Origin of the sequence: Chryseobacterium sp. 2987 (assembly GCF_031456375.1) — a bacterium.
In the GTDB taxonomy this organism is placed as follows: Bacteria; Bacteroidota; Bacteroidia; order Flavobacteriales; family Weeksellaceae; genus Chryseobacterium; species Chryseobacterium vaccae.
The window spans coordinates 317,632-341,630 of the sequence record NZ_JAVDUN010000003.1; the positions used below are offsets into that span (position 1 = coordinate 317,632).

Genomic DNA, 23,999 nt, shown 5'->3' on the forward strand with positions numbered 1-23,999 from the left:
AAAAAGAGACTGTTCAAAAGACGGTCTCTTTTCTGTTATATCAGTAATCAATATTGTTTCTAAAAACTCGGATGATCTGCAGATGGGCCATAACTTCCCGGCAACGGAATGTCATTCAGCCTGTAGTAAACGCCCAGCTGTGCCCGGTGATGAGTAATCTGGTTCAGGGCATGCCGGATAGAATTGTATTTCGTCCATTTTGCCAGCTCCTGACCATTGTTTTTCAATGCCCACGTATCATTAAGATCGTCTTCTTTGGCATTTTCAAGAGCCTCTTTTCCGGATTTAAAGTTATCATCAAGGGTGTTGAGGAGATCTTCCCTGCCGGAGAGATGTTTCGGTTGAAAGGCTCCACTGGCAAAATCCAGTTCGGACGTTTTTAGCATGGTATTCGGCCATTCAAAAATTTCTGCAAGATGGGTGGCCAGCGACATCATTTTCATGCTTTTCTCATGCGGAGCATAGTCGTTTTTTCCGTCGGGATAAGCGTCAATAAATTTTCTGGTGGTGCGGTACTCGGCTTCAAGCTCGTCTCTTAGTTGTGATAAAGTATCCATAATATTTTGTTTTTAAGCCCATTAAAGGTAAAACTTTTATTGCCTAAAATGTTTTAATGAAATCATAATTTTAATGAAGACAGGAAGTTAGGGGCTGGAAGAGGGAAGTTACCGGAGTCCGAAGTACAAGAAATGCCCTTTTAAAAGTATTTTATAGGAATCAGATTTTGGTAAAATTAGGAAGCGCATGAGGTTGAAAAATAAAGTTGATAAACAGGACTGCTGCTGAGCCCAGACATAATAAAACTTTCCTCTCGCTCTTTAAGCTTTCCTCCAAATCTCAACGTACTTCTAATTTTGGCCCTAATTTTAAAGCAAAGGCATAAAACAAAAATATGTATTTAATGTTATTGATAATGAGATTGTTAAAATAAATTGAAATAAAAAAATATAAAAAAACTGTAACATATTTCAACATTTAATCACTAATTGATAAACGCCACAACAATGAAAAAGCTATTTTCTGTATTCTTAATTGCTCTTTTTGCTTTTGCAGGAGCTCAGGAATCTAAAGAAACGGCCAACAGGTTCTTTTATGAACTGACTTTTAAGCCTAAAAAAGATTCTGCAAAGCTGGATAAGGTGATTACCGTACTGGATATTACAGATAAAAACAGATCTGTTTATCAGGACTACACCATCATAGCACAGGATTCTATTATGAAGGTAGAGTTTGAAGCCATGCAGAAGGCCGGAATGATGAAAGACATTTCAAAGTCAATCAAGACACCAAAAATTTCAGCAAGGGTATATAAATTTTATCCGGGAATGAAAATTCAGTACACAGATAAAATAGCCAATGGGTTTATTCCTAGCAATATAGGGTATAATGAAGATCTGAAGTTTAACTGGAAGATTCTTAACGATAAGCAAAAAATAGGAGAATATAATGCCCAGAAAGCAACCACCGAATTTGGAGGAAGAAAATGGACAGCATGGTTCAGTACAGACATTCCTTTTCAGGACGGACCTTACAAGTTCTGGGGACTTCCGGGGCTTATTGTAAAGATAGAAGATGATCAGAAAAATTATTCATGGGTACTGCAGGGAAATAAAAAAGTAAAAGATTATACAGAGTTTTCATATATCGAAACTTTTGCCCAGGCTACAGGAGGAAAAGTAAGAGAGTTAACAAGAGAGAAATTTGAGAAGACATTTAACGATTTCAAAAAAGATCCTTTTGCAACAGTACGCCCAATGATGACACAGGAAATGCTTTCCAAAACAATTCCCGGTATGGACGGAACACTTGGAGACATGATGAAAAAACAGGAAAAACAATACAAAGACTTTTACAATGCCAATGATAACCCTATCGAGCCGCCATACACAAAGTTAAGTGTAGGGAATGTTGAAAAGGTAGAAAAGTAGGCTTCAGAATAAGCATTCATATCAACTAAATTATATTTTGAATCAACCCAGGTACAGCAATGTATTTGGGTTGATTTCTTTCATGCCGGATCGTTATTTAGATTAAATTTAAATAACGTATATTTGCATTTACTAAAATTTCAGGCTTTGAAAGAGAAGGATTTACATAAATTAAGCGGATTCCCCAAAAATAAAAAAGGGAAGATATTGGGTTATGATAATGATCACCTAAAAATGCCCAACAAGATCATTGAAATGGGACTTCTACCGGAAACCGTTTTCAGGATATTGTATCAGGCTCCGTTTAATGGTCCCATGTATGTGGAATTTGGAGAAGAAAAAAGCCGTATCGCCCTTCGTGAAGAAGAAGGAGAGTATATCATTGTTGAAGAATTGAATTAATGCAGGCAAACAAGAAAAAACAGGTACTTTTAGTAGGAAACCCCAATGTAGGAAAGTCTACGGTTTTCAATGCACTCTGTAACAAAAAGCAAAAAACCGGAAATTATGCAGGAGTCACCGTTGCTAGTCATTCCGGGAATTACACCTATAAGAACGAAGAGGTTGAGGTAGTGGATCTGCCGGGCTCGTACAGTATTTATCCAAGTTCCGAAGACGAAGCTATTTTTTCCAAATTTTTGATAGATGAGCAGGAAAATTATGCCGGCGTCATTTACATCCTTGAAGCATTAAGCCTAAAAAGAGGATTGCTTTTATTCCAGCAGATTCAGGACTTGGGTGTTCCTATAATCCTTGTGGTCAATCAGATTGATCAGGCAGAAAGAAGAGGAATTACCATTGATATTCAGAAATTTTCAGAGGCTTTAGGATGTAAAATCATTCAGACCAATGCTAAAGAACAGCTGGGAATAGAGGAAATCAAAGAAGCGGTTTTGACAAACGATTTTGCCAAAACAGCAAAAACCTCTTTTGAAACTCCGGCCGAACATAAAGATTTTATTCAGAAAATTGCAGCTCACAAAGGGTTTGACAATGAATATAAAGCCTGGATAAGCCTGTCCTCAGGATCCGATCTGGGAAAGATAGAATCTGTAAAGGATCTGATGAACGAGTCGGAAGCTAAAAGTATGGTTCCTAAAAGACTACAGGTTCAGGAAACCGTAAGAAGATACCAGATTGTTGATAAGATTCTTGCAAATGTAATTTCTAAAAAACCGCAATTCAAAGAGCTGCTGACAGAAAAACTAGATAAAATACTGGTTCATAAATTTTGGGGCTATGTCGTTTTCCTTGGAATTCTTTTGGTTATTTTCCAGAGTGTATTCTTCCTGGCTGAATATCCAATGACCTGGATTGAGGATTTATTCTCATGGCTTTCCGCCTTCACGGGAGAACACCTTCCGGAAGGACCCATCAATTCACTTGTCTCCAGCGGAATTATTCCTGGAATTGGCGGAATTGTTGTTTTTGCCCCGCAGATCGGGATTTTATTATATTTTCTCTACCTGTTGGAAGATTCAGGATATATGGCCAGAGTGGTATTCCTTATGGACCGCCTTTTGCGCCCCTTCGGACTAAACGGGAAGAGTATTGTACCATTGGTTTCGGGAACAGCCTGCGCCATTCCAGCCGTTATTTCTACCAGAAATATTGAAAATGTAAAAGAAAGACTGCTTACTATTCTGGTAACTCCTTTTATGACGTGTTCTGCGAGACTTCCGGTATATAGTATCATCATCGGGCTGATTATCTCAGATAATTCTTTTCTGGGAATCAAATATAAAGCCCTTGTACTGATGGGAATGTACCTTTTAGGCTTCCTTGTGGCATTATTTTCTGCAGCAATTCTTAACCGGTTTATTAAAAATAAAGGTAAAACCTATCTTGTAATGGATCTTCCCGCCTATAAAAAACCACTTTTCGGATATGATCTTAAAATGGTCCTGGGAAAAGTATGGGACTTCATTACAGGAGCAGGAAAGATCATTTTCATTGTTAGTATCATTATCTGGTTCCTGAGTTATTTCGGTCCGAAACAAAAGCCTGATGAGATGGTTGCAGCAAACGTTGAGCTGGATCACTCCTACCTGGCAAGAATGGGGAAAAGCATTGAGCCTCTTATTGAGCCTCTGGGCTACGACTGGAAAATGGGCGTAGGAATTCTGACAAGCTTTGTAGCAAGAGAAGTATTCGTAGGAACGATGTCTACATTGTACAGTCTGGAAGAAGACGCTCCTGAAGTGAAAGTGATTGATAAAATGAGAAGAGACGTAAAACCAAACGGTGAGAAAGTTTTCAGCTTTGCCACAGGCGTTTCTGTACTCTTATTTTATGCATTTGCAATGCAGTGTGTTTCTACACTTGCAGCGGTCTACAGAGAAACCAAAAGCTGGAAATGGACTGGCTTTCAGGTGGCGATGATGACAGGTTTGGCATATTTTGTATCAATGATAGTATATCAGATTTTAAAATAATGGACACTTCATTAATCTTTCAGTACATCCTTGTGGCATTAATCGTTGCATTTGCCTGTTACTCTTTATTTAAGGTACTCAGAAAAAACTTTGCACCGAAAAAATTCAGCTCCAAAAGAACAAACTGCGACAAAGACTGCGGTTGTTCTTAATATGCTTTTAAATTCAAATTGAAAAAAATGTAGTAATTTTCGGTCTTTAAACTAAAACCGTTTCAATTTTGAACTTAAAAGCAGTAACTGCACTTCTGTTTTCTTTCGCAGTAACATGGGCTAATGCCCAGACCGATACTACCACTATTAAATCTTATGCGGATCAGGTGATGGTTCGCGTGAACTTTGATACCAATATTGAGAAGTATGTCTTTACGGAAGGACCGGAGGAGCAGGCAAAAGAAACCTCTCTTTCAATCAATAACAAAACCAGAGCTTCTCTATCTCTGGATTACAGGATCATAAGTGCCACCCTTTCATTTGCGCCCAACTTTCTTCCCGGAAACAGCGATGATGATGTGAAAGGAAGAAGTTCCTATACCGATATCAGGTTCAGATTCTTCCCGAAAAAATTCATTCAGACCGTTTACTATAAAAATGTAAAAGGATTCTATATAGACAATATGAAAGACCTGTATCCTGGATGGCAGGAAGGAAGAGATCCGTATCTTAAATTCCCTGATCTGAGAGTGCAGAGCTTCGGAGGATCTACAGCCTATGTTCTCAAGAACGATTTTTCCCTAAAAAGTACCTATACGCAAGGGGAATGGCAGAGTGTAAGCCGGGGAAGCTGGGTACCGATTGTTGATTACGACCTGTCCATTTTCAGAGATGTGATAGATGGGCAGAAATCTAAAGAATACCAATATAACATTGGGGCGAGCATGGGCTACTTTTATAACTGGATAATCAGTAAAAAAGTAAACGTTTCCCCACACGTTTCATTCGGTCTTGGCGGGATGTTTTCCAACAGCCGCAGCTATGAGAGAGACGGAACCTTTACAAAGGAAAATACCCAATATATGACCGTTAGATTTTCAACAGGATTACATATTGGCTATAATACGGACCGATTTTTGTTTGGGGGTAAATTCAATATCAATGCACAGGCTTATGAAGAAAAAGAAAACCAGACTGTACAGAGTAATTCCATGTATGGACTTTTATACATTGGTTACCGTTTTGCACCGCCAAGAGCCGTAAAAAACACTTATGATGCCGTGCAGAAAAAGATCCCGGTTTTATAAGTTAAAAGTCTTTTTAAGTATCTTTGTTCAGGAACAATAAACACAATAACAACTAAAAAAATAATCAAGCAGAATGTCATTAATAAAATCTATTTCAGGAATCAGAGGAACGATTGGCGGAAAAGTGAATGATAACCTGACTCCTTTGGATGTCGTAAAATTCGCTTCTGCATTCGGAACATGGCTTCAGAATAATAAAAATAAAAAAGATTTAACCCTTATCATCGGGAGAGATGCCAGAATTTCAGGGCAGATGGTCTCTTCTCTGGTTACCGCTACATTACAGGGATTAGGAATCAATGTGGTGGATCTTGGTCTTTCCACAACCCCTACCGTAGAAATAATGGTTCCGGAACTGAAAGCAGACGGAGGAATTATTCTTACTGCTTCCCACAATCCGAAACAATGGAATGCCCTTAAGCTTTTAAACGATAAAGGAGAATTCATCAGTGGTGAAAACGGAGCAGAAGTTCTTGCTTTGGCAGAAAATGAAGATTTCAACTATGCAGAAGTAGATGATCTTGGGAAATACGAAACCAGAGACGACGCTTTTGATATTCATATCCAGCAGATCCTTGACCTTCCAATGGTAGATGCAGAAGCCATTAAAGCGAAAAACTTTAAAGTGGTTCTGGATGCCGTAAACTCTACGGGAGGAATTGCCATTCCGATGTTGCTGAATAAATTAGGCTGCGAAACCATTAAATTATACTGTGAGCCAACAGGGCATTTCCCGCACAATCCTGAACCTTTGAAAGAGCATTTGGGAGATATCTGTGATTTGGTTAAAAAAGAAAATGCAGACCTTGGAATTGTAGTAGATCCGGACGTAGACCGATTAGCGCTGATTGATGAAAAAGGAGAAATGTTCGGAGAAGAATATACACTGGTAGCCGTTGCAGATTATCTGTTGAAACATAAAAAAGGAGCCGCAATCTCCAATCTTTCTTCAAGCCGTGCACTGAGAGATATTGCACAAAACCACGATTCAGAATACTTTGCAAGTGCTGTAGGAGAAGTGAATGTAGTGACTTTAATGAAAGAGCAAAACGCAGTAATAGGCGGCGAAGGAAACGGGGGCATTATTTACCCAGACCTTCATTACGGGAGAGATTCTTTGGTAGGAGTAGCCTTATTCTTAACCCATCTGGCAAAAGAAAACAAAACTGTTTCAGAACTAAGAGCCGGGTATCCAAGCTATTTCATGGGTAAAAAGAAGATCGAACTTACTCCGGAAATCAATGTAGATGAGATCCTTTCCAAAATGGAAAAGGAATATGAAAATGAAGAAGTTTCTACAGTAGACGGGGTAAAAATAGACTTTGAAAACAACTGGGTTCACCTTAGAAAATCAAATACAGAGCCTATTATCAGGATTTATACAGAAGCAAAATCCCAGGAAGAAGCAGATCAGCTGGGAGATGCTATCATTGCAAAAATTAAAAGTTTAATCTAAATATAAAGAAGAACGGAACAGAAACAGTTTCGTTCTTTTTTCTTGATATTCATATGTTTGAGCATATTCAGGACCGTTTTCCTTTTCCCAAAGAAAAATGGCGGAAATTTCACCGTTGTTTCCAACGTATGGAAGTTCCGGCCAAAACCCTGCTTCTACAGGAAGGAGAAATATCAGAATATGCCTACTATATAGAAAAAGGAGTGGTAAGAGCCTGGTATAATAATGACGGAAAAGATGTTACCTTCCAGTTTTTCATGGAAAATACCATGTTTTCTTCTCTGGAAAGCTTTAGGAAAGGGCTTCCGAGTATGGTTTCTTTTGAGACGATAGAGCCCTGTATTTTGTGGAAGATCAGTAAATCTGATGCAGAGGCTGTCCTGGAAGAAGTATATGAAGACAAAGAACTCAGGAATATGTTCATGGATTCCCTGTTTGAAAGGGTATTCGATTATATGAAACACTTTTTCTCCTTCATTAAAGATACCCCGAAACAGAGGTACATCAGTCTGGCCAAAGAACGCCCCGAAATCATCCGGAGAATTCCCCAGCATTATATTGCATCCTACTTAGGGATTACCACAGTACACCTGAGCAGGATAAAAAGTGCGATTCTGAAAGAAAAGTAGTGGGGAAGAAAGCCGGGATGATGGAAGTTATGATTTTTCCTAAAATACTATTCTATCCTATAATTATTGATTTGAAAAATCATTAGTTATACCAGGATGGTAATAAACTTCCCTCTTCAAATCTCCATCTTCCCTCCTGAAACTGATAACAAATGTTATTGCACTCTGATATTCGCTAAACCTAATTTTGTACAAAAATTAAACCTAATGAAAGCAGCAGTTGTATTTGAAAAAGAAAGTATTCCTCAATATGCCGATTTTCCGGATCCGGAAATAACAGAGAAAGGGATTCCGGTAATGGTAAAAGCGGCACCTATTAAAAACCTTGACCGTGCCATAGCCGGAGGAAATCATTATTCTGTAAGCAGTGAAGCCCACCAGCCAAGAATTATAGGAACAGATGGCGCCGGATACCTGGAAAATGGGCAGAAAGTATATTTTTTCAGCAAGAAAGGAACCGTAGCAGAAAAAGCGATGGCAGATCGTAATCTTATCGTTCAGATTCCTGAAAGATTAGATTTTGTTACAGCATCCGCACTTCCTAATGCCGTGATGGGCTCAGCAATGGGGTTGAAATTTAAAGCCGGAATGAAGCCGGGAGATACCGTTTTAATCAACGGAGCAACCGGAGTAACCGGGAAAATTGCTCTTCAGATTGCAAAACTGTACGGTGCCGGGAAAATTATTGTGACCGGAAGAAACCAAGAATCATTACAATCTCTGCTCAGTCTGGGTGCAGATGAAACGGTTTCTTTAAAAATACAGGACGAAGATTTCAAAAAAAGAATACAGGAAATTCACAGCGAAACTCCGGTTGATATTGTTTTAGATTACATCTGGGGGCATTCTGTGGAAATGATCCTTGCAGCCATGAAAGGAAACGGAACCTTCTCCCATACAACAAAACTGGTTTCTGTAGGCGGCATGAGCGGTGATACCCTTCAGTTATCTTCACAGATTCTGAGAGGAACAGATATTCAGATCTCCGGATCAGGGCTGGGAAGCTGGACTCCTGAGGAATCAAAACTTTTGTTCTCAGAAATTATCCCGGAAATGTTTCAGGCAGCAGCAGACGGAAAAATTAAAATAGATACTGAAACCGCAGAGATAAAAGACATAGAAACGGTCTGGAATAAAGAAATTCCGGGTGGAAAAAGGCTGGTTATTATCATTTAAAGAAAAGAAGCTGGAAGAGAGAGGCTGGAAGATATTGCTCTGCTTTAAACAAATAATAGTTTTATTGAACATTAGTTTAAAGGATTTCCTGTAATCCCTCATACCTTCATAACTTCCCTCTTCCGGCTCCCATCTTCCCATCTTATCCATAATTTCCTTTTTTTATCCACAATCTTTTCATATTGTTTTCTTTTTTTGCTATCTTTAAAATAGAAATTTACGAAACAGGTAATTCAAAAAAAAGTTGCAACTTTGCATAAACATTTGAAATTCAGTTTCAGAAGTTTTTTATTATTAATTAAAACAAGGTTTGCCGAGGTCTGCAAGCAAATTCAGACATCAGGCCGACAGAGAAGACACTATTGGAAGAGTATTTTGGAAATGAACTGGTAAAAAAGTTCGAGGAAATGATGGAAAATAATGATGAATTCTACTTCGATACTGAGGAGTTGGAAGATATTATTGTTTATTACCTGGAGCTGGGAGATTTTAACTACGCAGACAATGCTGTTAACTATGGCCTTAAGCTTCATCCCAATTCATTAGATATCAAGATCAAAAGACTTGAAATTCTTCTGGAATGGGAAGACTATAATACGGCAAAAGATCTTATTGACGAGCTGAAAGGCTCATCAATGGAAAACACAGACTTCATGGTCTGTTATGCCAAGTATTATTCGAACCTGGGAAATCCCAGAAAATCCATTGAAATCTGTAAAAAAGCTTTAGAACTGAAAGAAGAAGAAAACTTCCTTCATAACTTTATTGCAGATGAATATGTGAACTTAGGAGATCCCTTTAACGCTCTTAAGCATTACAGAAAAGCACTGAAAGAAGATCCTACGGATGAATATTCGCTGGAAAACTGTATGATCTGCTTCAGCGACCTGAATAAGAGCGAGGAGGCTATTGCCTTTCTTAATGAATATTTAGATGAATTTTCCTATTCTGAAATCGCATGGTTTGAATATGGACAGTTCTATTTTAACCGTAAGAATTATGATGAAGCTATAAAAGGATATGATTATCTGCTGGCCATCAATTCAAATTCTGTAGGAGTATATGCTAATAAAGCAGCCTGTTATGAGGCTTTGGGACAATATGACAAAGCTGTGGAGGTCTATGAGGAAATGCTTGAGTTGGAATACACCAAGGCTTTCACCTTCTACAAAATAGGATTGTGCTATAAAGCGCAGAAACAGCCTATATTAGCGCTTAACGCATTTCAGAAATCGTTGAGGGAAGATCCCCAGTTCTATCTTGCCATGATGGAGCAGTCTTACCTTTACGAGGAAATGGGCGGAATGTCAGAGGCCCTTCACTTTGCTAAGGAAGCCACCATGCTGAATGAAAACAATCTTGACTATCAGAAAAGACTGGCTTTCCTGTTCATCGATTCAGGAAAATTTGAAGAAAGTCTTTATTGTCTTAAAAAGCTGGTAGACGCAGAACCATCGAGGTTTTATAACTGGTATGCCTATTCAGAAGTACTGATGCTTTTAGGGGAATATGAAGAAGCGGTAACCCTTTTGAACAGAGCTGTAAAGGCACATGACAGAGCAGAATTATATTATCAGCTAAGTAACTGTTACCTAAATCTTAGAGATCAGGAAAAAGGAGCTGAATCTCTTCAGAAAGCCTTAAGTCTTGATTCATCTCTTGTACAGGATATGCAGAAAAAATATCCTTTCATCAAAGATGAGGTGAAGAAAGCAAGAACAAAGCTGAAAAAGAAAAATTCATAAGAAGAAATTAATGAATAATCAAGCCTGGAGGAATACCTTCAGGCTTTTTATTTTGAGTGAAAGAATATATGAATTAGGCGTAGACTTAGCAAAGTAATACGAAGACTTTGTATTTCAAAACTAAGCGAAGCGGCTTTGTTTACCATTGCGATTAATAAAAAATTATCTTCTCAACTTTTAAAACAGATTTATAAGATATAGCCGAAAAGGTAACTTCAGGCTTCCTTATTTCTTAGGTTTTGCCCTTAAAAAGATCAGTCCTGCAATGATGATCCCAGCTCCTATAAATTGCATTAAAGATAACCTGTCACCGTCCAGAAAACCCCAGGCGATGGCTACAATAGGCATCAACAGGGTTACGGTTGAAGCAAAAAGAGGAGTAGATACTTTCAGCAGTCTGTAATTCATCATCATGGCCAGGCCGGTTCCGAAGACGGACAATAGGCTTACAAACATCAGTCCCAGCATATTGTCTTCAGTAAAGCTGAACGTAGAAAAGAAACCTGTAAATGTTAAAGCAATCACAGAAGGAAAAAATAAAACAAACGAAAATACAAAAGCTGATAAAACGGTAGAGGAAACCTCCATCAGTTTAGATTTTACCGTAGTTGTACTCATGGCATAGCACAAAGTGGCCAATAACAGAAGGAGTATCGGAATAAGCTTAAATTTCCCATCCTCGCCGTCTCCCCCGCCAAAAGCGAGTAAACAGACGCCTGTAAAGCTGATTAGTGTTCCAATAATCTGCTGTTTGGTGGTTTCAAACTTCCAGACCAAGGCTCCTACAATGATGACGAAGATTGGCATCATGGAATTGATGATCCCGGCAATGCTGCTGCTTACCTCCGTTTCTGCGATCGGAAAAAGGAACATCGGGATAAAATTTCCGGTAAATGCAGCTAGAATAAGCCATTTCAGATGTTTTTTAGGGAAAAGTTTATATTTTGAAATGGCAATCGGCATCAGAATAATTCCCGCAATAAGTACTCTGAGCGCTCCTACCTGATACGGACTGAAATGTTCCAGAGACTTTTTAATTAAAATAAACGATGATCCCCAGATAATGCTTAAGACTATCAGAAGGACCCATTTTTCTTTATCCGCGTTCATTGTTTTCGTGTAAAATTTTTAAAAATTCTTTTTTAGGAATCATTACAGCACCTAAACTTTCCAGATGTTCGGTATGCGACTGGCAGTCAATAAGATCAAGGGTTTCTTTATGGCTTTCTACAAAGTGAATGAAGCCTGCTTTTGAGGCATTGCTTACCTTGGCAAACATACTTTCTCCGCAGAATACATTCCCAATCTGAAGCCCGTAAAACCCGCCAACCAGCTCATGATCCTGCCATACTTCGATGCTCTTGGCAAGGCCGTATTCATGCAGTTTAATAAACGATTCCATCATCTCATCCGAAAGCCAGGTTCCGGTCTGTCCTTTTCTGCTGGCTTGCTGGCAGTTTCTGATAACCTCTCTGAAATTCTGGTTTTCTGAAAAGGTAAAAACATTCCGGTTCAGTATTTTCCGCATCGATTTTGATACTTTTATGTCATGAGGAAACAGCACAAATCTGGGATCAGGGCACCACCACAGTATTTCCTCTTCGGGATTATACCAGGGAAAAATACCCAGCTGGTAGGCAAACCATATACGCTCTATAGACAGATCACCGCCAATAGCAATTAATCCTTCATGACCATCGTAAACTTCGGGGTCGGGAAAAGAGATTTCGTTTTCGTCTAGTCGGAACATTGTTGAAAAAAAATCCCACTTGAGAAAGCAGGATTTATATTTGATCTTTATTTTTTAATTAAAATGGCAAATCGTCATCATCGTCACCAGCGAAAGGGTTTTCGTTGGAAACCGGAGATGCAGATTGAGACGGAGCCGCCTGAGTAGGTTCTGAAGCATTATCAAATACTTTTTCTACTCTCCATCCTGTAATAGAGTTGAAGTATTTTGTTTCACCCTGTGGAGAAACCCATTCTCTTCCTCTGATGTTGATTCCTACTTTTACGTTCTCACCTTCTTTAAGGTTATCTAATAAACTGATCTTATCTGATAAAAATTCTATGTTTATCGGCTGTGGATACTGTTCTTGGGTTAAAATAACCATTTCTCTCTTTTGGAAACCGCTCGCAAAAGTCTGAGCATCAAAAAGTTTCTTTACCGTTCCTTGTAATTCCATATTGTAATTATTAACGTTGTAAAAGTAAGAAAATGAAATGTAATATCAGGTCTCACAGAAAAAAAATGTAAAAATTTTAATTTTTTTTCCTGAAAAGTTTGGAGGTAAAGGAAAATGCCCTATATTTGCACTCACAAAAACGAGACAAGCTCTTTAAATTTAAATATAAAATAGCAACATGCGGATGTGGTGTAATTGGTAGCCACGCCAGACTTAGGATCTGGTGCCGTGAGGCGTGGGGGTTCGAGTCCCTTCATCCGCACTATGCGAAAATAGCTCAGCTGGTAGAGCACAACCTTGCCAAGGTTGGGGTCGCGGGTTCGAATCCCGTTTTTCGCTCCACACCATGCCCTGGTGGTGGAACTGGTAGACACGCAGGACTTAAAATCCTGTGCCTCTTTTGGCGTGCGGGTTCAAGTCCCGCCCGGGGTACTAAAACCCTCTGTAACTTCGGTTAACAGAGGGTTTTTTATGTTTAAAAGTTACCTGAAATACGACTGGGTTTAAAATATTTCACTGAATATTATCCCTTTCCATATTTTATACAAAAATTTACAGACTGCATAAAAATCAACTTTTCTCTCATACTTTTGGAACTTAAGAGGTCCTTTTAAGGAAATTTATATCTGTTATTTCCTTCAACTCAATAGATTGGGCTATACTCTTCGAATTCAAATCGTTTTATACACTTATTTCATGATAATATCAACTCTTTTTAATCGAGTTCATATAATACATCTACTTTCTTAAATAATTTTTAATACGTCAAGTTGTGTCGTTTTCAGCATGGATATTTGCAATAAGAAAACACAGAAAATGAAATTAAAGATTATTCTGGATATTTTATTTCCCTTAAAAGGAGCTTTAAAATCAACCTTTTACTTAATTCATTTGAGAATGTTTTCATACTTACCTTTTACTAACCTTAAAACTTGTAAACAATGAGTGATGAAAATTATTATAATGATTTTGATGATTTTGACGAAGAAAGTAAAGAAATACTGAAGTCTTCATATCATAATTTAATTTCCCCGAAAGGCTTTCTTGGCAAAACAGTACAGCCAGATAAATCATTGCAAAAGGACAACGCTATAACGCTTGCTCTGCCTCAGATTTCGGAAGCTGCAGATTGGCAAACGGACGAATATATTAACCTGGAGCTTCTCGTTTCAAAAATTAAATATGCAAATAATGGAATGAGGGACTATATTCTGGAATACAATCCGAAAGATTACAAAACTGCTACTCGAAATACAAGTATTTCTCTTTCAGGAGGCAATTTCATAAGATTGAAAGCTTATCTCAATTCAAAAACAGGAAATGTACCGGCAAAATGGGATCAGGCTCAAATTACTCAGGAAATAGAGGCCGGCAAAGAAAAGATGTATTACAGGATCAGTTTTTTATATGAAGGAATACCCGAGAAAAGTATCATTCTGGAAACCTGTTCATATCAGGAATTTAGGGATCTGAATATCATATTAGGCTATGGTGATATTGATAATTATAAGAACGATTACGAATACTTCCTGAAAAATTTTGCAGATGCTCTCAAAAAACATGAAAATCCTGAAGCGCTGAGATTCATTTATGAAAATATCCCCGAAACGATTTTATCTAACCTTTTTGTGCATATTGACCACATCACCTTTTTCAATCATCTTGAAATACTTTCAAAAGCTGATGATTCAGATATTTTCAGGGATAGCAGCTCTGCAATGATACAGATTTTTAAAGCCATTGGAGACCCAATTCCTGTTCTTAAGTACTTTCGGGAAAATCCGGATAAGCTGAACAGGATTTATTACAATTTAGACGGCAGCACAGAGCATGATGGCAGAATGCAAAGCAACCGGATGATACTGGCCAATATCATGATGTTATTTTCACTGTTTGCCAACAATGATAAGCGAAAAAAAGAAGCTCAAACCTTTACCATTGGCAAAGGGTATAAAATCAACAGTGATATTCTGGAAATGGGAATTTTCCAGGGGAGTAATGACCGGTATAGAGATACGTTTTTCTTACAGCAGCAGAAGGAGGTACAGAAAAGAGTAGAAATAGTTAGTAAAGAGGGCGATCCCAACGCAACCGAAACCGTTACACAAGACCTGGATGAAGGGGCACAATTTCACCCTCTGGATATGGTATACCTCATAGATATTAGTGGAGGGACTGAAGAAACTTACCTGGTTCCGGCCATATACCTGAAGACACTGGCAGATGAAAAGGAATGGGCAGTTGTACATCAGAATATCCGTATTGCGGCCAATCTTGTTGCCATTGTGCTCGGTGTTGCAACATTGGCAACAACGGGAAATCCATACTTTATTTTATTAGCTGCCGCCGATATGTCTCTGGCAGGGGCAGACCTTACAATACAGGCATTTAAAGAAGAAATTGCCAAAATAGGTAAAGACCCTGACAACCCTGAAGCAAAATCTGAAGGAGAAATTTTTTTAGAAAACTGGGAAAAGGTTTATTTGGCAGGAGGTTTTGCATTAGCCGGTTTAACTATTGTTGGCGGATTTTATATTGGAGCAGCAAAATTGCTTGCAAAAATTGGAGACGGAAGTGCCAGGAATTATCTTAAAACTCTGGTTTTGAAAGCAGCATTGGAAACCAATATCTCCAATTTCACAAAAGATACGATAAAAGTAGCAGAGCCTAAAGAAATTTTCCTGAGTTCACAGTACAGGGCAGTGGGAGAAGAAATGGCCGAAAACGGAGTGTTTTTCTTATCCGGAAAAAAGGAGGGAAAATTTGCAGAAAGCTATGCTGCTGTATATAAAGGTGAAGTTATAGACGAGTTTACCAAAGCCGAAATGCACAATTTCTACAGAAAATGGAGTAAATTGCATGGGGGAGAATTAGTAGAAGAGCTAGAACATCTGGGTGGGCATGTCCCGCCAGGCAATTCTATTGTAGAAACAACAATTGAAGCAGAAATAAAGGCTTTTGAAAAAGGGGCAGAACAATTCTCAAAAACAATTGCAAAGCCATTTGATCACATAGAAGAAGCAATGCCTTATTTTAATCATAAATCAGTTGGTGATGCTGTAAAACAAGTAAGTAGAACAAATTGTGGTAATACAGCTGAAGTTTTAGTTGAGTTTCTAAAAACAGGAAAACTACGAACAGCTAAACCATCAGGATACCAAAACTTTGAAGAAGTGTCTCCAAAGTTTGGAGGAGGAAGCTTTCAACCATTAGAGGCAGCGACTATAAATGGTGTTTTTCAAAGTTCATTTGAGAGATTGAAGGCATTACTAAATAATAATGATATAGCGGTTATTTATGGAGTTAAGAAAGTGAATAGTATAACAAAAAGTACAGAGGGGCATTATTTTGTAGGAATAAAAAAAGACAAAAAACTTTATCTATTTGATGGCCAAACAGGAGAGCATATCGTATTTGAACCAACAAGAGAATTTCAAAACTTTCTTCAAAGTAAATATAATAGAAATTATACCCCAGCAGAAGGAGGTGGATTTAAATATTTAAAAGTAAAATAATAACTCATTAAAAAATTAATTTTATGCTAACAGAGAAAGAAATGCTATCAATAGCAGAACGTTATTTAAAAAGACGCGGAGAATTTGGAGGGAGTGAAATTGAAGTAGTTATAGATGATATTATTAAAAAATCTTATGGTAATATTTACCATTATAATTCTAAAGAATACCTTTTGACAGGAAACTTTAATAAGTCATTGGTAGGCAATGCTCCTTTCTTAGTTGAAAAAGAAACAGGCAGGGTGGTTGGTTTTGGTACATCAGGCAGTTTAGAAGATTATTTGGAAGCCTATGAAAATGGTACTTTCACTTCAGCTTTAGATACTTATTGGTACCCAGATGAAGATCGGTTTGATTATAAATAATTTTCAGGTGAAATCATGGTTTATTTTCCAGTAACTTCTCCAGCCTCAGAAAATCCCCGCAGCTTCCAAAGTTTCTCACACTTTTTTGTGTTCCTCTTATGATGGCAAAACGACATTGGTAACATAGTTTAACAACCCCAACTACTTGATGATCTTTCAGGAAAACCAGAATATCCCTGAAAGTCGGAATACAAAAACCTCCGCCGATATGATCACTGCATTCTTTTTCACTGAAAATATCGTTTAATTCAGGATGCAGGGCTTTATCTACAGTCTTTATGCTAAAACCATGATCCGTTAATGTTTTTGAGATAGTATCGTCTGCTTTCTCAGGGTAATTTCCTCTGATGATCTCCCGGAGTAAAGCGTCTTTTTTCTGATTTTTAAACTCCATTTTAGAAATCTCATCGGTGCTTATTTTTATGGAATAATGATCAATCTGATCAAAATCGAAAAAACGGGAATTCTGGTTGTCAGCATGAGAAGATTGTGAGAAAAGAAGATATGGAATAAGGAATAAAGTGAAGGTTAAGAATTTCATATGGAGGAGTTGTTGTACTGTTTTCATTCGGTTTTCAGGCAAAATATCATTTTTTCACCCTCGAATACCTATTCACTATTTTCATCTCAGGGCCACCCTGTTTTATGGTCAGAATATCAGTGTCTTTATCAAAATCAATGGTATATTGGTGTTTTTGATTTCCTTTCTCATCGGGAATAATTTTCCCGTCAATTAATTTATATTTTAAATTTATTTCAGTCAGCATTCCGGCAGACCGGTAAGACTGAATGGTATTTTTACTAATCTGTAACTCAACTGTTTTAAATTGGTTGTATAATTTCTGGCCTTCAGCTTTAATTTTATTCCTTTTTTCTTCAGTATCTGCAAGATTTTTCATGTTTTTTTCAAAATAACTGAGCGTATACTTCTCAGAGTTTTCAATGTACAGAGTATCTGAATCCATAGTATACAGATTCATTTTCCATGTGCCCTCAATTCCGTTGCCAGCTTCTTTTTTCGACATAAAAAGAATGCTTATCAGCATGAACAGGGAAGCCATAATGATTTTCATTGTTGGGTTATTTAGAGTTGATATTTTGTTTTCTTTGTTGTAATAAAATGTACCATAAAGCTATTGTGGGTAGGCTTATAAAGAAAGTCATCAGTACCGCAGCGTTATAAAATCCAGATACCTCATTACCCATTTTACTGCCCCAATAACTTACGTTCATAGCGATGCAGGCAATGATCATGGCTAAAAGTAATAAGGTGCTGATGATGGTCAGTATAACAATTAGAATTCTGGAGAACTTTTTCATGGTCTGTGAATATTATGATGATTTAAGCTTTTTTGTGATCAGCCTTTCGTAATATTTTGCTTTTTCCTGCTTACCCCAACGAGTGTAAATATCAACTAAAGTTTTGAGTTCTTCAATTGAAATTTCATGGTCATCTTTTTTGAGGATTTCAGAAAGGGTATTATTTTCAATTTTCAACAAACGGACTTGCTTTCTGCAAGGTAAGCAATTCACCGGCATTGATTCCATTCTGAATTTTAATGTTTCATACCAGAGTTTTTTTTCTTCTTTAGTAAACTTAAAGTCTGTTCCGCAGGTTCTGCAGGTGAAGTCTGTATCATAGTAAGCTAAATAAGAATCCAGCTCGTTACTTTGGAATATGGGAAATGCAACAATGGCTTTTTTACGGCTTAAACAGTCGTCACAGGCCCATTTATAACTACTGTCAATCAACATTTCGTAAGCATCAGTAGCGGGCATTTTATAGTGTTTGACGATGATCTTTCCAAGAATCGACAGACAGACTGTAATTTCTGTTCTGTGCTTCTCTATGGAGCAGCACGGGCATTTCGCGTATTTTTCTTTTTGTTTTCTCATTTGAAAGCATTCATTCAGATTGTTTTTTCATTTTCAATAAATAACTGGTCGCCATAATCAATGGTGTGAAAAATTGTTGTTCCGTTTTCCAGATGGAGGGTCAGTTGGTCATATTCGTTCTGGGTGAGGTTAACTATTTTCTGTTCTTTAAATGCCAGGTTTTCCGGAAAATACGTCATAAACAACAGTGTTTTTCCAAGATCAGGAGATCCTTTTATGGCTTTTCAAATAGATATTCTTAGAAAGTTGGAGCAGGGACAGCAAATGGGGTTTCATGGCAGCTTTAGTTTTGTAAGATGAAATTTTTTGCTATACTTCAGCTAACGGAAATTTTTGTTTCACATTCAGACTAAATACAGGCTCTTTTTCAATAAAACTAATCTACAAAAATTTATGAAATCCTAACACATATGGTATCAAATACTTGGTATTTTTTATGGAATACTCAGGATTTTTGTTTTGTAAATTTAATTTAAAATCCTATATTTGCCAACAGATAAATCCTGCGGATGTGGTGTAATTGGTAGCCACGCCAGACTTAGGATCTGGTGCCGTGAGGCGTGGGGGTTCGAGTCCCTTCATCCGCACTAAGCCAATAGTGCTTTAAAACTCTCTGTCGATCACGGCAGAGAGTTTTTGTTTTTTAATGATTTAAATAGTTGTAGATAACGGATCTGTCTCAAAAAATGAGATGACTTTTGGTAAGTCTTAAGCTCCTGTTTTTTTTCTTTATTTTCTGCCAATAGTTTTTTCTAATAACTCCAGCCTTTCCAGGATATCCATGAAAATATTTTTTTCCGAAGTAGAAAAAGAGCCTACCACTTTATAGAGGTCTGAATGATCTTCCGAAGCATATTGTAAGTGTCCATCTATAAGGGTAAAAAGAGTGCCGGGCTGGTTGTTTTTATACTCTGCTTTATTCAGAAATAAGATGTCTCCGTAATGGTAAGGTGAAAGCAGGGGGCTCTGAGGAGTGAATTCATACACCAGATCAACAGATGCTAATATTTTTTGCAATATAATGGCGTTGGCTGAGCTATTTTCCGGCTCCTTTGCCTCTTCGACATTATTTTTTATAGCCAGTTCCGGAAAAAACATGAGCTGGTCAATGTCAGAAACACTGGCTAACTGGTTTACCTGTAGGGTTTCAGTCAGTAATTTGTCAAGATTCAGATTAAAATGGCTGGCCACTTTCAGAATTGTTTCAATTTTGGGCTCGGCACGTCCTTCTTCATAGGAGCTGATTACCCCTCTGTTTAAATCAAACAGATCGGCAAAAGCCTTTTGGCTCAATCCTTTAACCTGTCTTATTTTCTTGATATTGGTTCCGAAAAAGCTCATTTTGTCTAATCTTTTTTGCAAATATAGACAAATATCAAACAAATGAATGCTAAAAATATTTGCATTTTGAAAATTTTATTTTATATTTGTGTAAGAATTTTAAACAACTAAAACCAGCCGTCATGAAAAATCAAATATTTAGAACAGTCAAAGAGTGGTTGTTAGATTATGAGTTTAATATCATGCTGGAAGATGAAGCTCAGAGAATTTTAATCATCGAAAAGGAATCCAACGGAATCAAGAATATGATCCTTATTATATCTGATTCGATCCTGATCATGGAGCAGTTTCTTTTCGAAATAAAAAATCCCACAGAAAAAATATACAGAAGCCTGCTTCAGAAAAACAGGGATATTGTACACGGAGCGTTTGTTCTGGACCAAACGGGAAAACGGGTCATTTTCAGAGATACTCTTCCTACAGATAATATGGCGCAAAACGAAGTAATGGCCTCCATCAATTCACTGGGAATTCTCGTAGGGGAATTTGCCAACGAAATGCTTGAAATGAGTAAGTAATTCACAAAAGATATTGTCATGAACATTTTTAAAAGACTATTAACAATAGGAAAAGCAGAGATCCATTCGGTGATCGAAAGCTTTGAAGATCCCATCAACCTAACCGAACAGGGGATCCGGGAAATGAAAGAAGAGCTGGGTAAAAGCATCGAAGCGCTGGCTCAGCTGAAAGCACTGGCTATCCGTAAAAAAAATGCGGCAGAAACAGAAGAACAGGTAGCAGAAGATTATTACAACAAAGCGGTGATGATCATTCAGAAGGCAGAAAAAGGAGAAGCAGATCCGTCTGAAGCTGACCGTCTGGCCAAAGAAGCCCTGAAAAGACAGACTTCCTCTAAAGAAAATGCAGCCTCATTGCAGAAAGAACATGAAAAGCTTCAGGCTGATTGTGAGAAAATGCAGACGAACATCACTCATCTGAAGTCCAGTATTGCCAAATGGGAAAATGAATTAATTACCCTGAAAGCAAGGGTTCAGGTAAGTGAAGCCACCAGAGACATCAATCAGAAAATGACCCAGATGGATACCAGCAGCGCCGTAACCATGCTGGAGAAACTTAAAGAAAGAGTGGTGCAGCAGGAAGCTGTTGCAGAGGCCTATGCCGATATTTCAAAAACAGGAAAAAGTATTGATGAAGAAATAGATGCCATGGTCAGTACTAAAGACACCGAAGCCGAAGAAGCTTTGAACAGGTTAAAAGAAACACTTAAAAAAGGCTAAATATGACCTTTCAGGAATTTTTAAACACAGCATTTTCCCCGGTAAACACCGTATTAAGCGTTTTGCTGATCCTGTCGGTGATATACTGGATATTTACCATACTCACCGGACTGGATATTGATGTGGGAATACACCATGACCTGGATACAGGTACCGATTCTCCGGACGGTCATGTTCATATTGCTGATCACGATGCCTCCGCATGGATGCAGTTCCTGAAATTTCTTAATCTGGATATTGTTCCGATGACTTATTTCCTTACCCTGTCACTTCTGATCGCGTGGTTAGGTTCTTTCTATCTGAACTATTTCATAACAATGCCTACGTGGCTGGGAATTTTAGCCCTATTTCCATTGCTCATTGCAGGAATGCTGTTAACAAAGCTGATCTTAAAACCACTAAACCCGTTTTTCAAAGAGATCAACCATAAAGGAGAGGTAGCCCATGATTTTCTGGGAAGAGAAGGAAGGCTGAAATCCAGCATACAGGATGAAAAAATCGGAATGATGGAAGTCTTTATCGGCAGTGATCCAATGACCCTGATGGTAAAAAGTGAAAACGGAGTAAAGCTGGAATACGGAACGCACGTCATGATTGTAGACGAAGACTATGATAAAAGAATTTACTACGTACGGAAATCAATGAGATATTAAAAAATTGAAGATATGCTTTCTATTTTTATGATTATATTCAGCTATATCCTGGATATCCTGATTCAATATTTTTAGAAAAAAACAAAAAACACATTCACCTATAAATAAACATTAATAAACTATGAATTTACCTTTTATTGCTGGAATTATTGTTGCTGTAGTGGCTTCAGTCGGGTTGGTTTTCTGGATCTTATCCATGTATAAGAAGACCGTTCAGGGAATCGTTATTTTGAGAACAGGATATGGCGGAACGAAAGTATTTTTTAATGCAGGTATTGTAATCCCTATCATTCACCGTATGGAATCTATGGATATTTCCGTAAAAAAGCTGGAAATCGCAAGAGAAGGAAAAGCCGGGCTGATTTGTAAAGATAACATGAGAGCCGATATTCAGGTAGCTTTCTTTATCCGTGTCAACAAATCAGTAGATGATATTGTCAATGTTGCCCAAACCATCGGATGTCAGAGAGCTTCTGATGCAGGTACCTTAAGAGAACTGTTTGAAGCAAAATTCTCAGAAGCCCTTAAAACGGTAGGAAAGAAATTTGATTTTACTGAATTATACGAAGCAAGAAGCGAATTTCGCCAGGAAATCCTTCACATTATCGGAACAGATCTGAACGGATATGTCCTTGACGACTGTGCGATTGACTATCTTGAACAGACTTCAATTGACAAACTTGATAAAGATAATATTTTAGATTCTGAGGGGATCAAAAAAATAACTGAACTTACAGCAAACCAGAATATTAAAGCGAACCAGGTGCGCAGAGATCAGGAAAAAACAATCACAAAACAAAATGTTGAAGCCCGTGAGGCCATCCTGGAACTGGAAAAACAGCTGGCGGAAAAAGAAGAATCTCAAAAAAGAGAAGTAGCCAACATCAAGGCTCGTGAAAATGCAGAAATTTTAAAAGTAGAAGAAGAAGAACGTCTGAGATATGAAACGGTTCGAATTGCTACAGAAGAAAAACTGCAGATTGCAGAAGAAAATAAGCTTCGTCAGGTGGTTATTGCTGCTAAAAATAAAGAGCGTGCCGATCTTGTAGAAACAGAAAGAGTGATGAAAGACAAAGCTCTTGAAGCTACAGAAAGAGAAAGGATCGTTTCCCTGGCACAGATTGAAAAAGACAAAGCCATCGAACTCGAAAAGAAAAGCATTCAGGATGCGATCCGTGAGCGTCTGACCATGGAAAAAACAGTGGTGGAAGAACAGCAGGGCATTAAAGACCTTGAAGCATTCAAAACTGCAGAAAGAAACAAGCAGGTAGAAATTACAGTAGCCACTCAGGAGGCAGAGAAAAAACTGATCGAGGAAACCAGAGCGGCGGAATCCAGAAGGCTGGCAGCAGAAAAAGATGCTCAGAAATATGTGATTGAAGCCCAGGCCAAAAGAGATGCTGCAGAAAAAGAAGCAGAAGCACGTAAAATCATTGCTGATGCCAAAGCGAAAGAAGAAGCAACAGTAGGCCTATCTGAAGCTCAGGTATTGCATGCTAAAGCTGATGCTGCAGAAAGACAGGGTATTGTAGAAGCAGTAGTAATCGAGAAAAAAGCAGAAGCTGTTAAAAAAGAAGGAATTGCTCAGGCAGAAGTAATCAAAGAAAAAGCCTTAGCAGAAGCGGCTGGAATCAATGAGAAAGCAGAAGCCATGAAGAAACTGAACGATGCCGGAAAAGATCACGAAGAATTCCGTCTGAAACTGAATAAAGAAAAAGAAGTAGAACTGGCTCAGATTGCTGTTCAGAAAGATATTGCAGACGCACAGTCGCTGGTATTGGCAGAAGCCTTCAAATCGGCTAAGATTGATATTGTAGGAGGAGATAACACCTTCTTTGATAATGTGATCCGCCAGGTTTCAGCAGGAAAAGGATTGGATAAATTCGTAAATCATAGTGAAAATGCCCAGATTCTCAGAGATAACCTTCTGGGGGATGGTGAAAATATCATTGGCAGAGTGATGGGAATGGTAGACAAATACAAGATCTCAACAGATGATATTAAAAATATGAGCATCGCTTCCCTGATTTTTAAACTGAACGGAGTGGCAGATCAGCAGGAGAGAGGCATTCTGGAAAGAGCTCTGGACATGGCAAAACATCTTGGTGTGGAAAATAAACCGGTAAACAATAACTCTATTTAATACATCATCAAAAAACTCACAATGTATTCTTCAATGAGAGTTTTTTACTTTGC

General features: G+C 38.0%; 24 protein-coding genes and 4 tRNA genes. 18 read left to right on the plus strand and 10 right to left on the minus strand.

Annotated elements, in window-relative coordinates; translation table 11 throughout:
• Positions 1–59 precede the first annotated feature (59 nt).
• A complete protein-coding gene (locus tag J2Y40_RS11075; RefSeq protein ID WP_309998943.1) occupies positions 60–557 on the minus strand; it encodes a DinB family protein in 498 nt (165 codons plus the stop codon).
• 447 nt (positions 558–1,004) lie between these two features.
• Here J2Y40_RS11075 and J2Y40_RS11080 point away from each other — a divergent pair, with 447 nt between their 5' ends.
• The 8 genes from J2Y40_RS11080 (at position 1,005) to J2Y40_RS11115 (ending at position 10,609) form a co-directional block, all read left to right on the plus strand.
• Complete coding sequence (locus J2Y40_RS11080; protein ID WP_153396756.1) at positions 1,005–1,928, plus strand: GLPGLI family protein; 924 nt, start codon at positions 1,005–1,007, stop codon at positions 1,926–1,928.
• 147 nt (positions 1,929–2,075) lie between these two features.
• Positions 2,076–2,330: a FeoA family protein gene (locus tag J2Y40_RS11085; protein WP_153396754.1), complete on the plus strand. Its 255-nt coding sequence runs from the start codon at positions 2,076–2,078 to the stop codon at positions 2,328–2,330.
• Positions 2,330–4,363 (plus strand): ferrous iron transport protein B, encoded by a 2,034-nt coding sequence (gene feoB / locus J2Y40_RS11090; protein WP_153396752.1) that lies wholly within the window; start codon positions 2,330–2,332, stop codon positions 4,361–4,363. Before J2Y40_RS11085 ends, feoB begins: the two co-directional genes overlap by 1 nt.
• A gap of 220 nt (positions 4,364–4,583) precedes the next feature.
• Complete coding sequence (locus tag J2Y40_RS11095) at positions 4,584–5,603, plus strand: DUF4421 family protein (protein WP_309998947.1); 1,020 nt, start codon at positions 4,584–4,586, stop codon at positions 5,601–5,603.
• A 73-nt stretch (positions 5,604–5,676) separates the two neighbouring features.
• Positions 5,677–7,059: a phosphoglucosamine mutase gene (glmM, locus tag J2Y40_RS11100; RefSeq protein ID WP_309998949.1), complete on the plus strand. Its 1,383-nt coding sequence runs from the start codon at positions 5,677–5,679 to the stop codon at positions 7,057–7,059.
• Positions 7,060–7,112: 53 nt separating this feature from the next.
• Positions 7,113–7,688 carry a Crp/Fnr family transcriptional regulator gene (locus J2Y40_RS11105; protein WP_153396746.1) on the plus strand — a complete coding sequence of 192 codons (576 nt, stop codon included), beginning with the start codon at positions 7,113–7,115 and terminating at the stop codon, positions 7,686–7,688.
• A gap of 207 nt (positions 7,689–7,895) precedes the next feature.
• On the plus strand, positions 7,896–8,864 hold the full coding sequence (locus J2Y40_RS11110; RefSeq protein ID WP_309998952.1) for a zinc-binding alcohol dehydrogenase family protein: 969 nt from the start codon (positions 7,896–7,898) through the stop codon (positions 8,862–8,864).
• A 362-nt stretch (positions 8,865–9,226) separates the two neighbouring features.
• On the plus strand, positions 9,227–10,609 hold the full coding sequence (locus J2Y40_RS11115) for a tetratricopeptide repeat protein (RefSeq protein WP_153396742.1): 1,383 nt from the start codon (positions 9,227–9,229) through the stop codon (positions 10,607–10,609).
• Between the two features lie 225 nt (positions 10,610–10,834).
• On the opposite strand, the gene J2Y40_RS11120 is transcribed toward J2Y40_RS11115, so the two are convergent.
• From J2Y40_RS11120 to J2Y40_RS11130, 3 genes are read right to left on the minus strand one after another with little or no spacing between them, the layout of a single operon-like run.
• A complete protein-coding gene (locus J2Y40_RS11120; protein ID WP_309998955.1) occupies positions 10,835–11,719 on the minus strand; it encodes a DMT family transporter in 885 nt (294 codons plus the stop codon).
• Positions 11,706–12,359 carry a leucyl/phenylalanyl-tRNA--protein transferase gene (gene aat, locus J2Y40_RS11125; RefSeq protein ID WP_309998958.1) on the minus strand — a complete coding sequence of 218 codons (654 nt, stop codon included), beginning with the start codon at positions 12,357–12,359 and terminating at the stop codon, positions 11,706–11,708. Before aat ends, J2Y40_RS11120 begins: the two co-directional genes overlap by 14 nt.
• A gap of 58 nt (positions 12,360–12,417) precedes the next feature.
• Positions 12,418–12,795, minus strand: a complete 378-nt coding sequence (locus J2Y40_RS11130; protein ID WP_153396736.1) for a DUF3127 domain-containing protein — start codon at positions 12,793–12,795, stop codon at positions 12,418–12,420.
• Between the two features lie 180 nt (positions 12,796–12,975).
• On the opposite strand from J2Y40_RS11130, the gene J2Y40_RS11135 reads away from it, so the two are divergent.
• From J2Y40_RS11135 to J2Y40_RS11155, 5 genes are all read left to right on the plus strand, one after another.
• Positions 12,976–13,057, plus strand: a tRNA-Leu gene (locus J2Y40_RS11135).
• Between the two features lie 4 nt (positions 13,058–13,061).
• Positions 13,062–13,137, plus strand: a tRNA-Gly gene (locus J2Y40_RS11140).
• 6 nt (positions 13,138–13,143) lie between these two features.
• Positions 13,144–13,227: transfer RNA gene (locus J2Y40_RS11145), tRNA-Leu, on the plus strand.
• Between the two features lie 509 nt (positions 13,228–13,736).
• On the plus strand, positions 13,737–16,310 hold the full coding sequence (locus J2Y40_RS11150) for a hypothetical protein (RefSeq protein WP_309998961.1): 2,574 nt from the start codon (positions 13,737–13,739) through the stop codon (positions 16,308–16,310).
• Positions 16,311–16,333: 23 nt separating this feature from the next.
• Positions 16,334–16,675 (plus strand): YrhB domain-containing protein, encoded by a 342-nt coding sequence (locus tag J2Y40_RS11155; RefSeq protein ID WP_153396732.1) that lies wholly within the window; start codon positions 16,334–16,336, stop codon positions 16,673–16,675.
• A gap of 13 nt (positions 16,676–16,688) precedes the next feature.
• Here J2Y40_RS11155 and J2Y40_RS11160 read toward each other — a convergent pair whose 3' ends face one another.
• From J2Y40_RS11160 to J2Y40_RS11180, 5 genes are read right to left on the minus strand one after another with little or no spacing between them, the layout of a single operon-like run.
• On the minus strand, positions 16,689–17,243 hold the full coding sequence (locus J2Y40_RS11160; RefSeq protein WP_153396730.1) for a hypothetical protein: 555 nt from the start codon (positions 17,241–17,243) through the stop codon (positions 16,689–16,691).
• A gap of 19 nt (positions 17,244–17,262) precedes the next feature.
• Positions 17,263–17,748, minus strand: coding sequence for a hypothetical protein (locus J2Y40_RS11165; RefSeq protein ID WP_153396728.1), 486 nt, complete (start codon positions 17,746–17,748; stop codon positions 17,263–17,265).
• A gap of 7 nt (positions 17,749–17,755) precedes the next feature.
• Positions 17,756–17,995 carry a hypothetical protein gene (locus tag J2Y40_RS11170; protein WP_309998964.1) on the minus strand — a complete coding sequence of 80 codons (240 nt, stop codon included), beginning with the start codon at positions 17,993–17,995 and terminating at the stop codon, positions 17,756–17,758.
• Between the two features lie 12 nt (positions 17,996–18,007).
• Entirely contained in the window at positions 18,008–18,571 is a 564-nt protein-coding gene (locus J2Y40_RS11175; RefSeq protein ID WP_153396724.1) for a zinc-ribbon domain containing protein, read from the minus strand.
• A 14-nt stretch (positions 18,572–18,585) separates the two neighbouring features.
• Positions 18,586–18,750 carry a hypothetical protein gene (locus J2Y40_RS11180; protein ID WP_153396722.1) on the minus strand — a complete coding sequence of 55 codons (165 nt, stop codon included), beginning with the start codon at positions 18,748–18,750 and terminating at the stop codon, positions 18,586–18,588.
• A gap of 326 nt (positions 18,751–19,076) precedes the next feature.
• Between J2Y40_RS11180 and J2Y40_RS11185 the strand changes: the two genes are divergently transcribed.
• A tRNA-Leu gene (locus J2Y40_RS11185) sits at positions 19,077–19,158 on the plus strand.
• Between the two features lie 142 nt (positions 19,159–19,300).
• On the opposite strand, the gene J2Y40_RS11190 is transcribed toward J2Y40_RS11185, so the two are convergent.
• On the minus strand, positions 19,301–19,912 hold the full coding sequence (locus J2Y40_RS11190) for a helix-turn-helix transcriptional regulator (RefSeq protein WP_309998967.1): 612 nt from the start codon (positions 19,910–19,912) through the stop codon (positions 19,301–19,303).
• A gap of 122 nt (positions 19,913–20,034) precedes the next feature.
• Between J2Y40_RS11190 and J2Y40_RS11195 the strand changes: the two genes are divergently transcribed.
• The 4 genes from J2Y40_RS11195 to J2Y40_RS11210 all read left to right on the plus strand — a co-directional run bounded on the left by J2Y40_RS11195 (position 20,035) and on the right by J2Y40_RS11210 (position 23,946).
• A complete protein-coding gene (locus J2Y40_RS11195; RefSeq protein ID WP_153396718.1) occupies positions 20,035–20,430 on the plus strand; it encodes a YbjN domain-containing protein in 396 nt (131 codons plus the stop codon).
• Between the two features lie 18 nt (positions 20,431–20,448).
• Positions 20,449–21,150 carry a PspA/IM30 family protein gene (locus J2Y40_RS11200; protein WP_153396716.1) on the plus strand — a complete coding sequence of 234 codons (702 nt, stop codon included), beginning with the start codon at positions 20,449–20,451 and terminating at the stop codon, positions 21,148–21,150.
• Positions 21,151–21,152: 2 nt separating this feature from the next.
• Positions 21,153–21,803 carry a hypothetical protein gene (locus J2Y40_RS11205; protein ID WP_153396714.1) on the plus strand — a complete coding sequence of 217 codons (651 nt, stop codon included), beginning with the start codon at positions 21,153–21,155 and terminating at the stop codon, positions 21,801–21,803.
• Positions 21,804–21,924: 121 nt separating this feature from the next.
• Complete coding sequence (locus J2Y40_RS11210; RefSeq protein WP_309998972.1) at positions 21,925–23,946, plus strand: flotillin family protein; 2,022 nt, start codon at positions 21,925–21,927, stop codon at positions 23,944–23,946.
• Positions 23,947–23,999 lie beyond the last annotated feature (53 nt).

What these genes read in the sequence shown, in the direction of transcription:
- J2Y40_RS11080 (WP_153396756.1), top strand. Translation starts at nt 1,005, where the DNA reads ATGAAAAAGCTATTTTCTGTATTCTTAATTGCTCTTTTTGCTTTTGCA.
- J2Y40_RS11110 (WP_309998952.1), top strand. Translation starts at nt 7,896, where the DNA reads ATGAAAGCAGCAGTTGTATTTGAAAAAGAAAGTATTCCTCAATATGCC.
- feoB (WP_153396752.1), top strand. Translation starts at nt 2,330, where the DNA reads ATGCAGGCAAACAAGAAAAAACAGGTACTTTTAGTAGGAAACCCCAAT.
- J2Y40_RS11175 (WP_153396724.1), bottom strand. Translation starts at nt 18,571, where the DNA reads ATGAGAAAACAAAAAGAAAAATACGCGAAATGCCCGTGCTGCTCCATA.
- J2Y40_RS11180 (WP_153396722.1), bottom strand. Translation starts at nt 18,750, where the DNA reads ATGACGTATTTTCCGGAAAACCTGGCATTTAAAGAACAGAAAATAGTT.
- J2Y40_RS11075 (WP_309998943.1), bottom strand. Translation starts at nt 557, where the DNA reads ATGGATACTTTATCACAACTAAGAGACGAGCTTGAAGCCGAGTACCGC.
- J2Y40_RS11210 (WP_309998972.1), top strand. Translation starts at nt 21,925, where the DNA reads ATGAATTTACCTTTTATTGCTGGAATTATTGTTGCTGTAGTGGCTTCA.
- J2Y40_RS11190 (WP_309998967.1), bottom strand. Translation starts at nt 19,912, where the DNA reads ATGAGCTTTTTCGGAACCAATATCAAGAAAATAAGACAGGTTAAAGGA.
- J2Y40_RS11120 (WP_309998955.1), bottom strand. Translation starts at nt 11,719, where the DNA reads ATGAACGCGGATAAAGAAAAATGGGTCCTTCTGATAGTCTTAAGCATT.
- J2Y40_RS11195 (WP_153396718.1), top strand. Translation starts at nt 20,035, where the DNA reads ATGAAAAATCAAATATTTAGAACAGTCAAAGAGTGGTTGTTAGATTAT.
- aat (WP_309998958.1), bottom strand. Translation starts at nt 12,359, where the DNA reads ATGTTCCGACTAGACGAAAACGAAATCTCTTTTCCCGACCCCGAAGTT.
- J2Y40_RS11130 (WP_153396736.1), bottom strand. Translation starts at nt 12,795, where the DNA reads ATGGAATTACAAGGAACGGTAAAGAAACTTTTTGATGCTCAGACTTTT.
- J2Y40_RS11200 (WP_153396716.1), top strand. Translation starts at nt 20,449, where the DNA reads ATGAACATTTTTAAAAGACTATTAACAATAGGAAAAGCAGAGATCCAT.
- J2Y40_RS11165 (WP_153396728.1), bottom strand. Translation starts at nt 17,748, where the DNA reads ATGAAAATCATTATGGCTTCCCTGTTCATGCTGATAAGCATTCTTTTT.
- glmM (WP_309998949.1), top strand. Translation starts at nt 5,677, where the DNA reads ATGTCATTAATAAAATCTATTTCAGGAATCAGAGGAACGATTGGCGGA.
- J2Y40_RS11160 (WP_153396730.1), bottom strand. Translation starts at nt 17,243, where the DNA reads ATGAAAACAGTACAACAACTCCTCCATATGAAATTCTTAACCTTCACT.
- J2Y40_RS11105 (WP_153396746.1), top strand. Translation starts at nt 7,113, where the DNA reads ATGTTTGAGCATATTCAGGACCGTTTTCCTTTTCCCAAAGAAAAATGG.
- J2Y40_RS11155 (WP_153396732.1), top strand. Translation starts at nt 16,334, where the DNA reads ATGCTAACAGAGAAAGAAATGCTATCAATAGCAGAACGTTATTTAAAA.
- J2Y40_RS11150 (WP_309998961.1), top strand. Translation starts at nt 13,737, where the DNA reads ATGAGTGATGAAAATTATTATAATGATTTTGATGATTTTGACGAAGAA.
- J2Y40_RS11205 (WP_153396714.1), top strand. Translation starts at nt 21,153, where the DNA reads ATGACCTTTCAGGAATTTTTAAACACAGCATTTTCCCCGGTAAACACC.
- J2Y40_RS11170 (WP_309998964.1), bottom strand. Translation starts at nt 17,995, where the DNA reads ATGAAAAAGTTCTCCAGAATTCTAATTGTTATACTGACCATCATCAGC.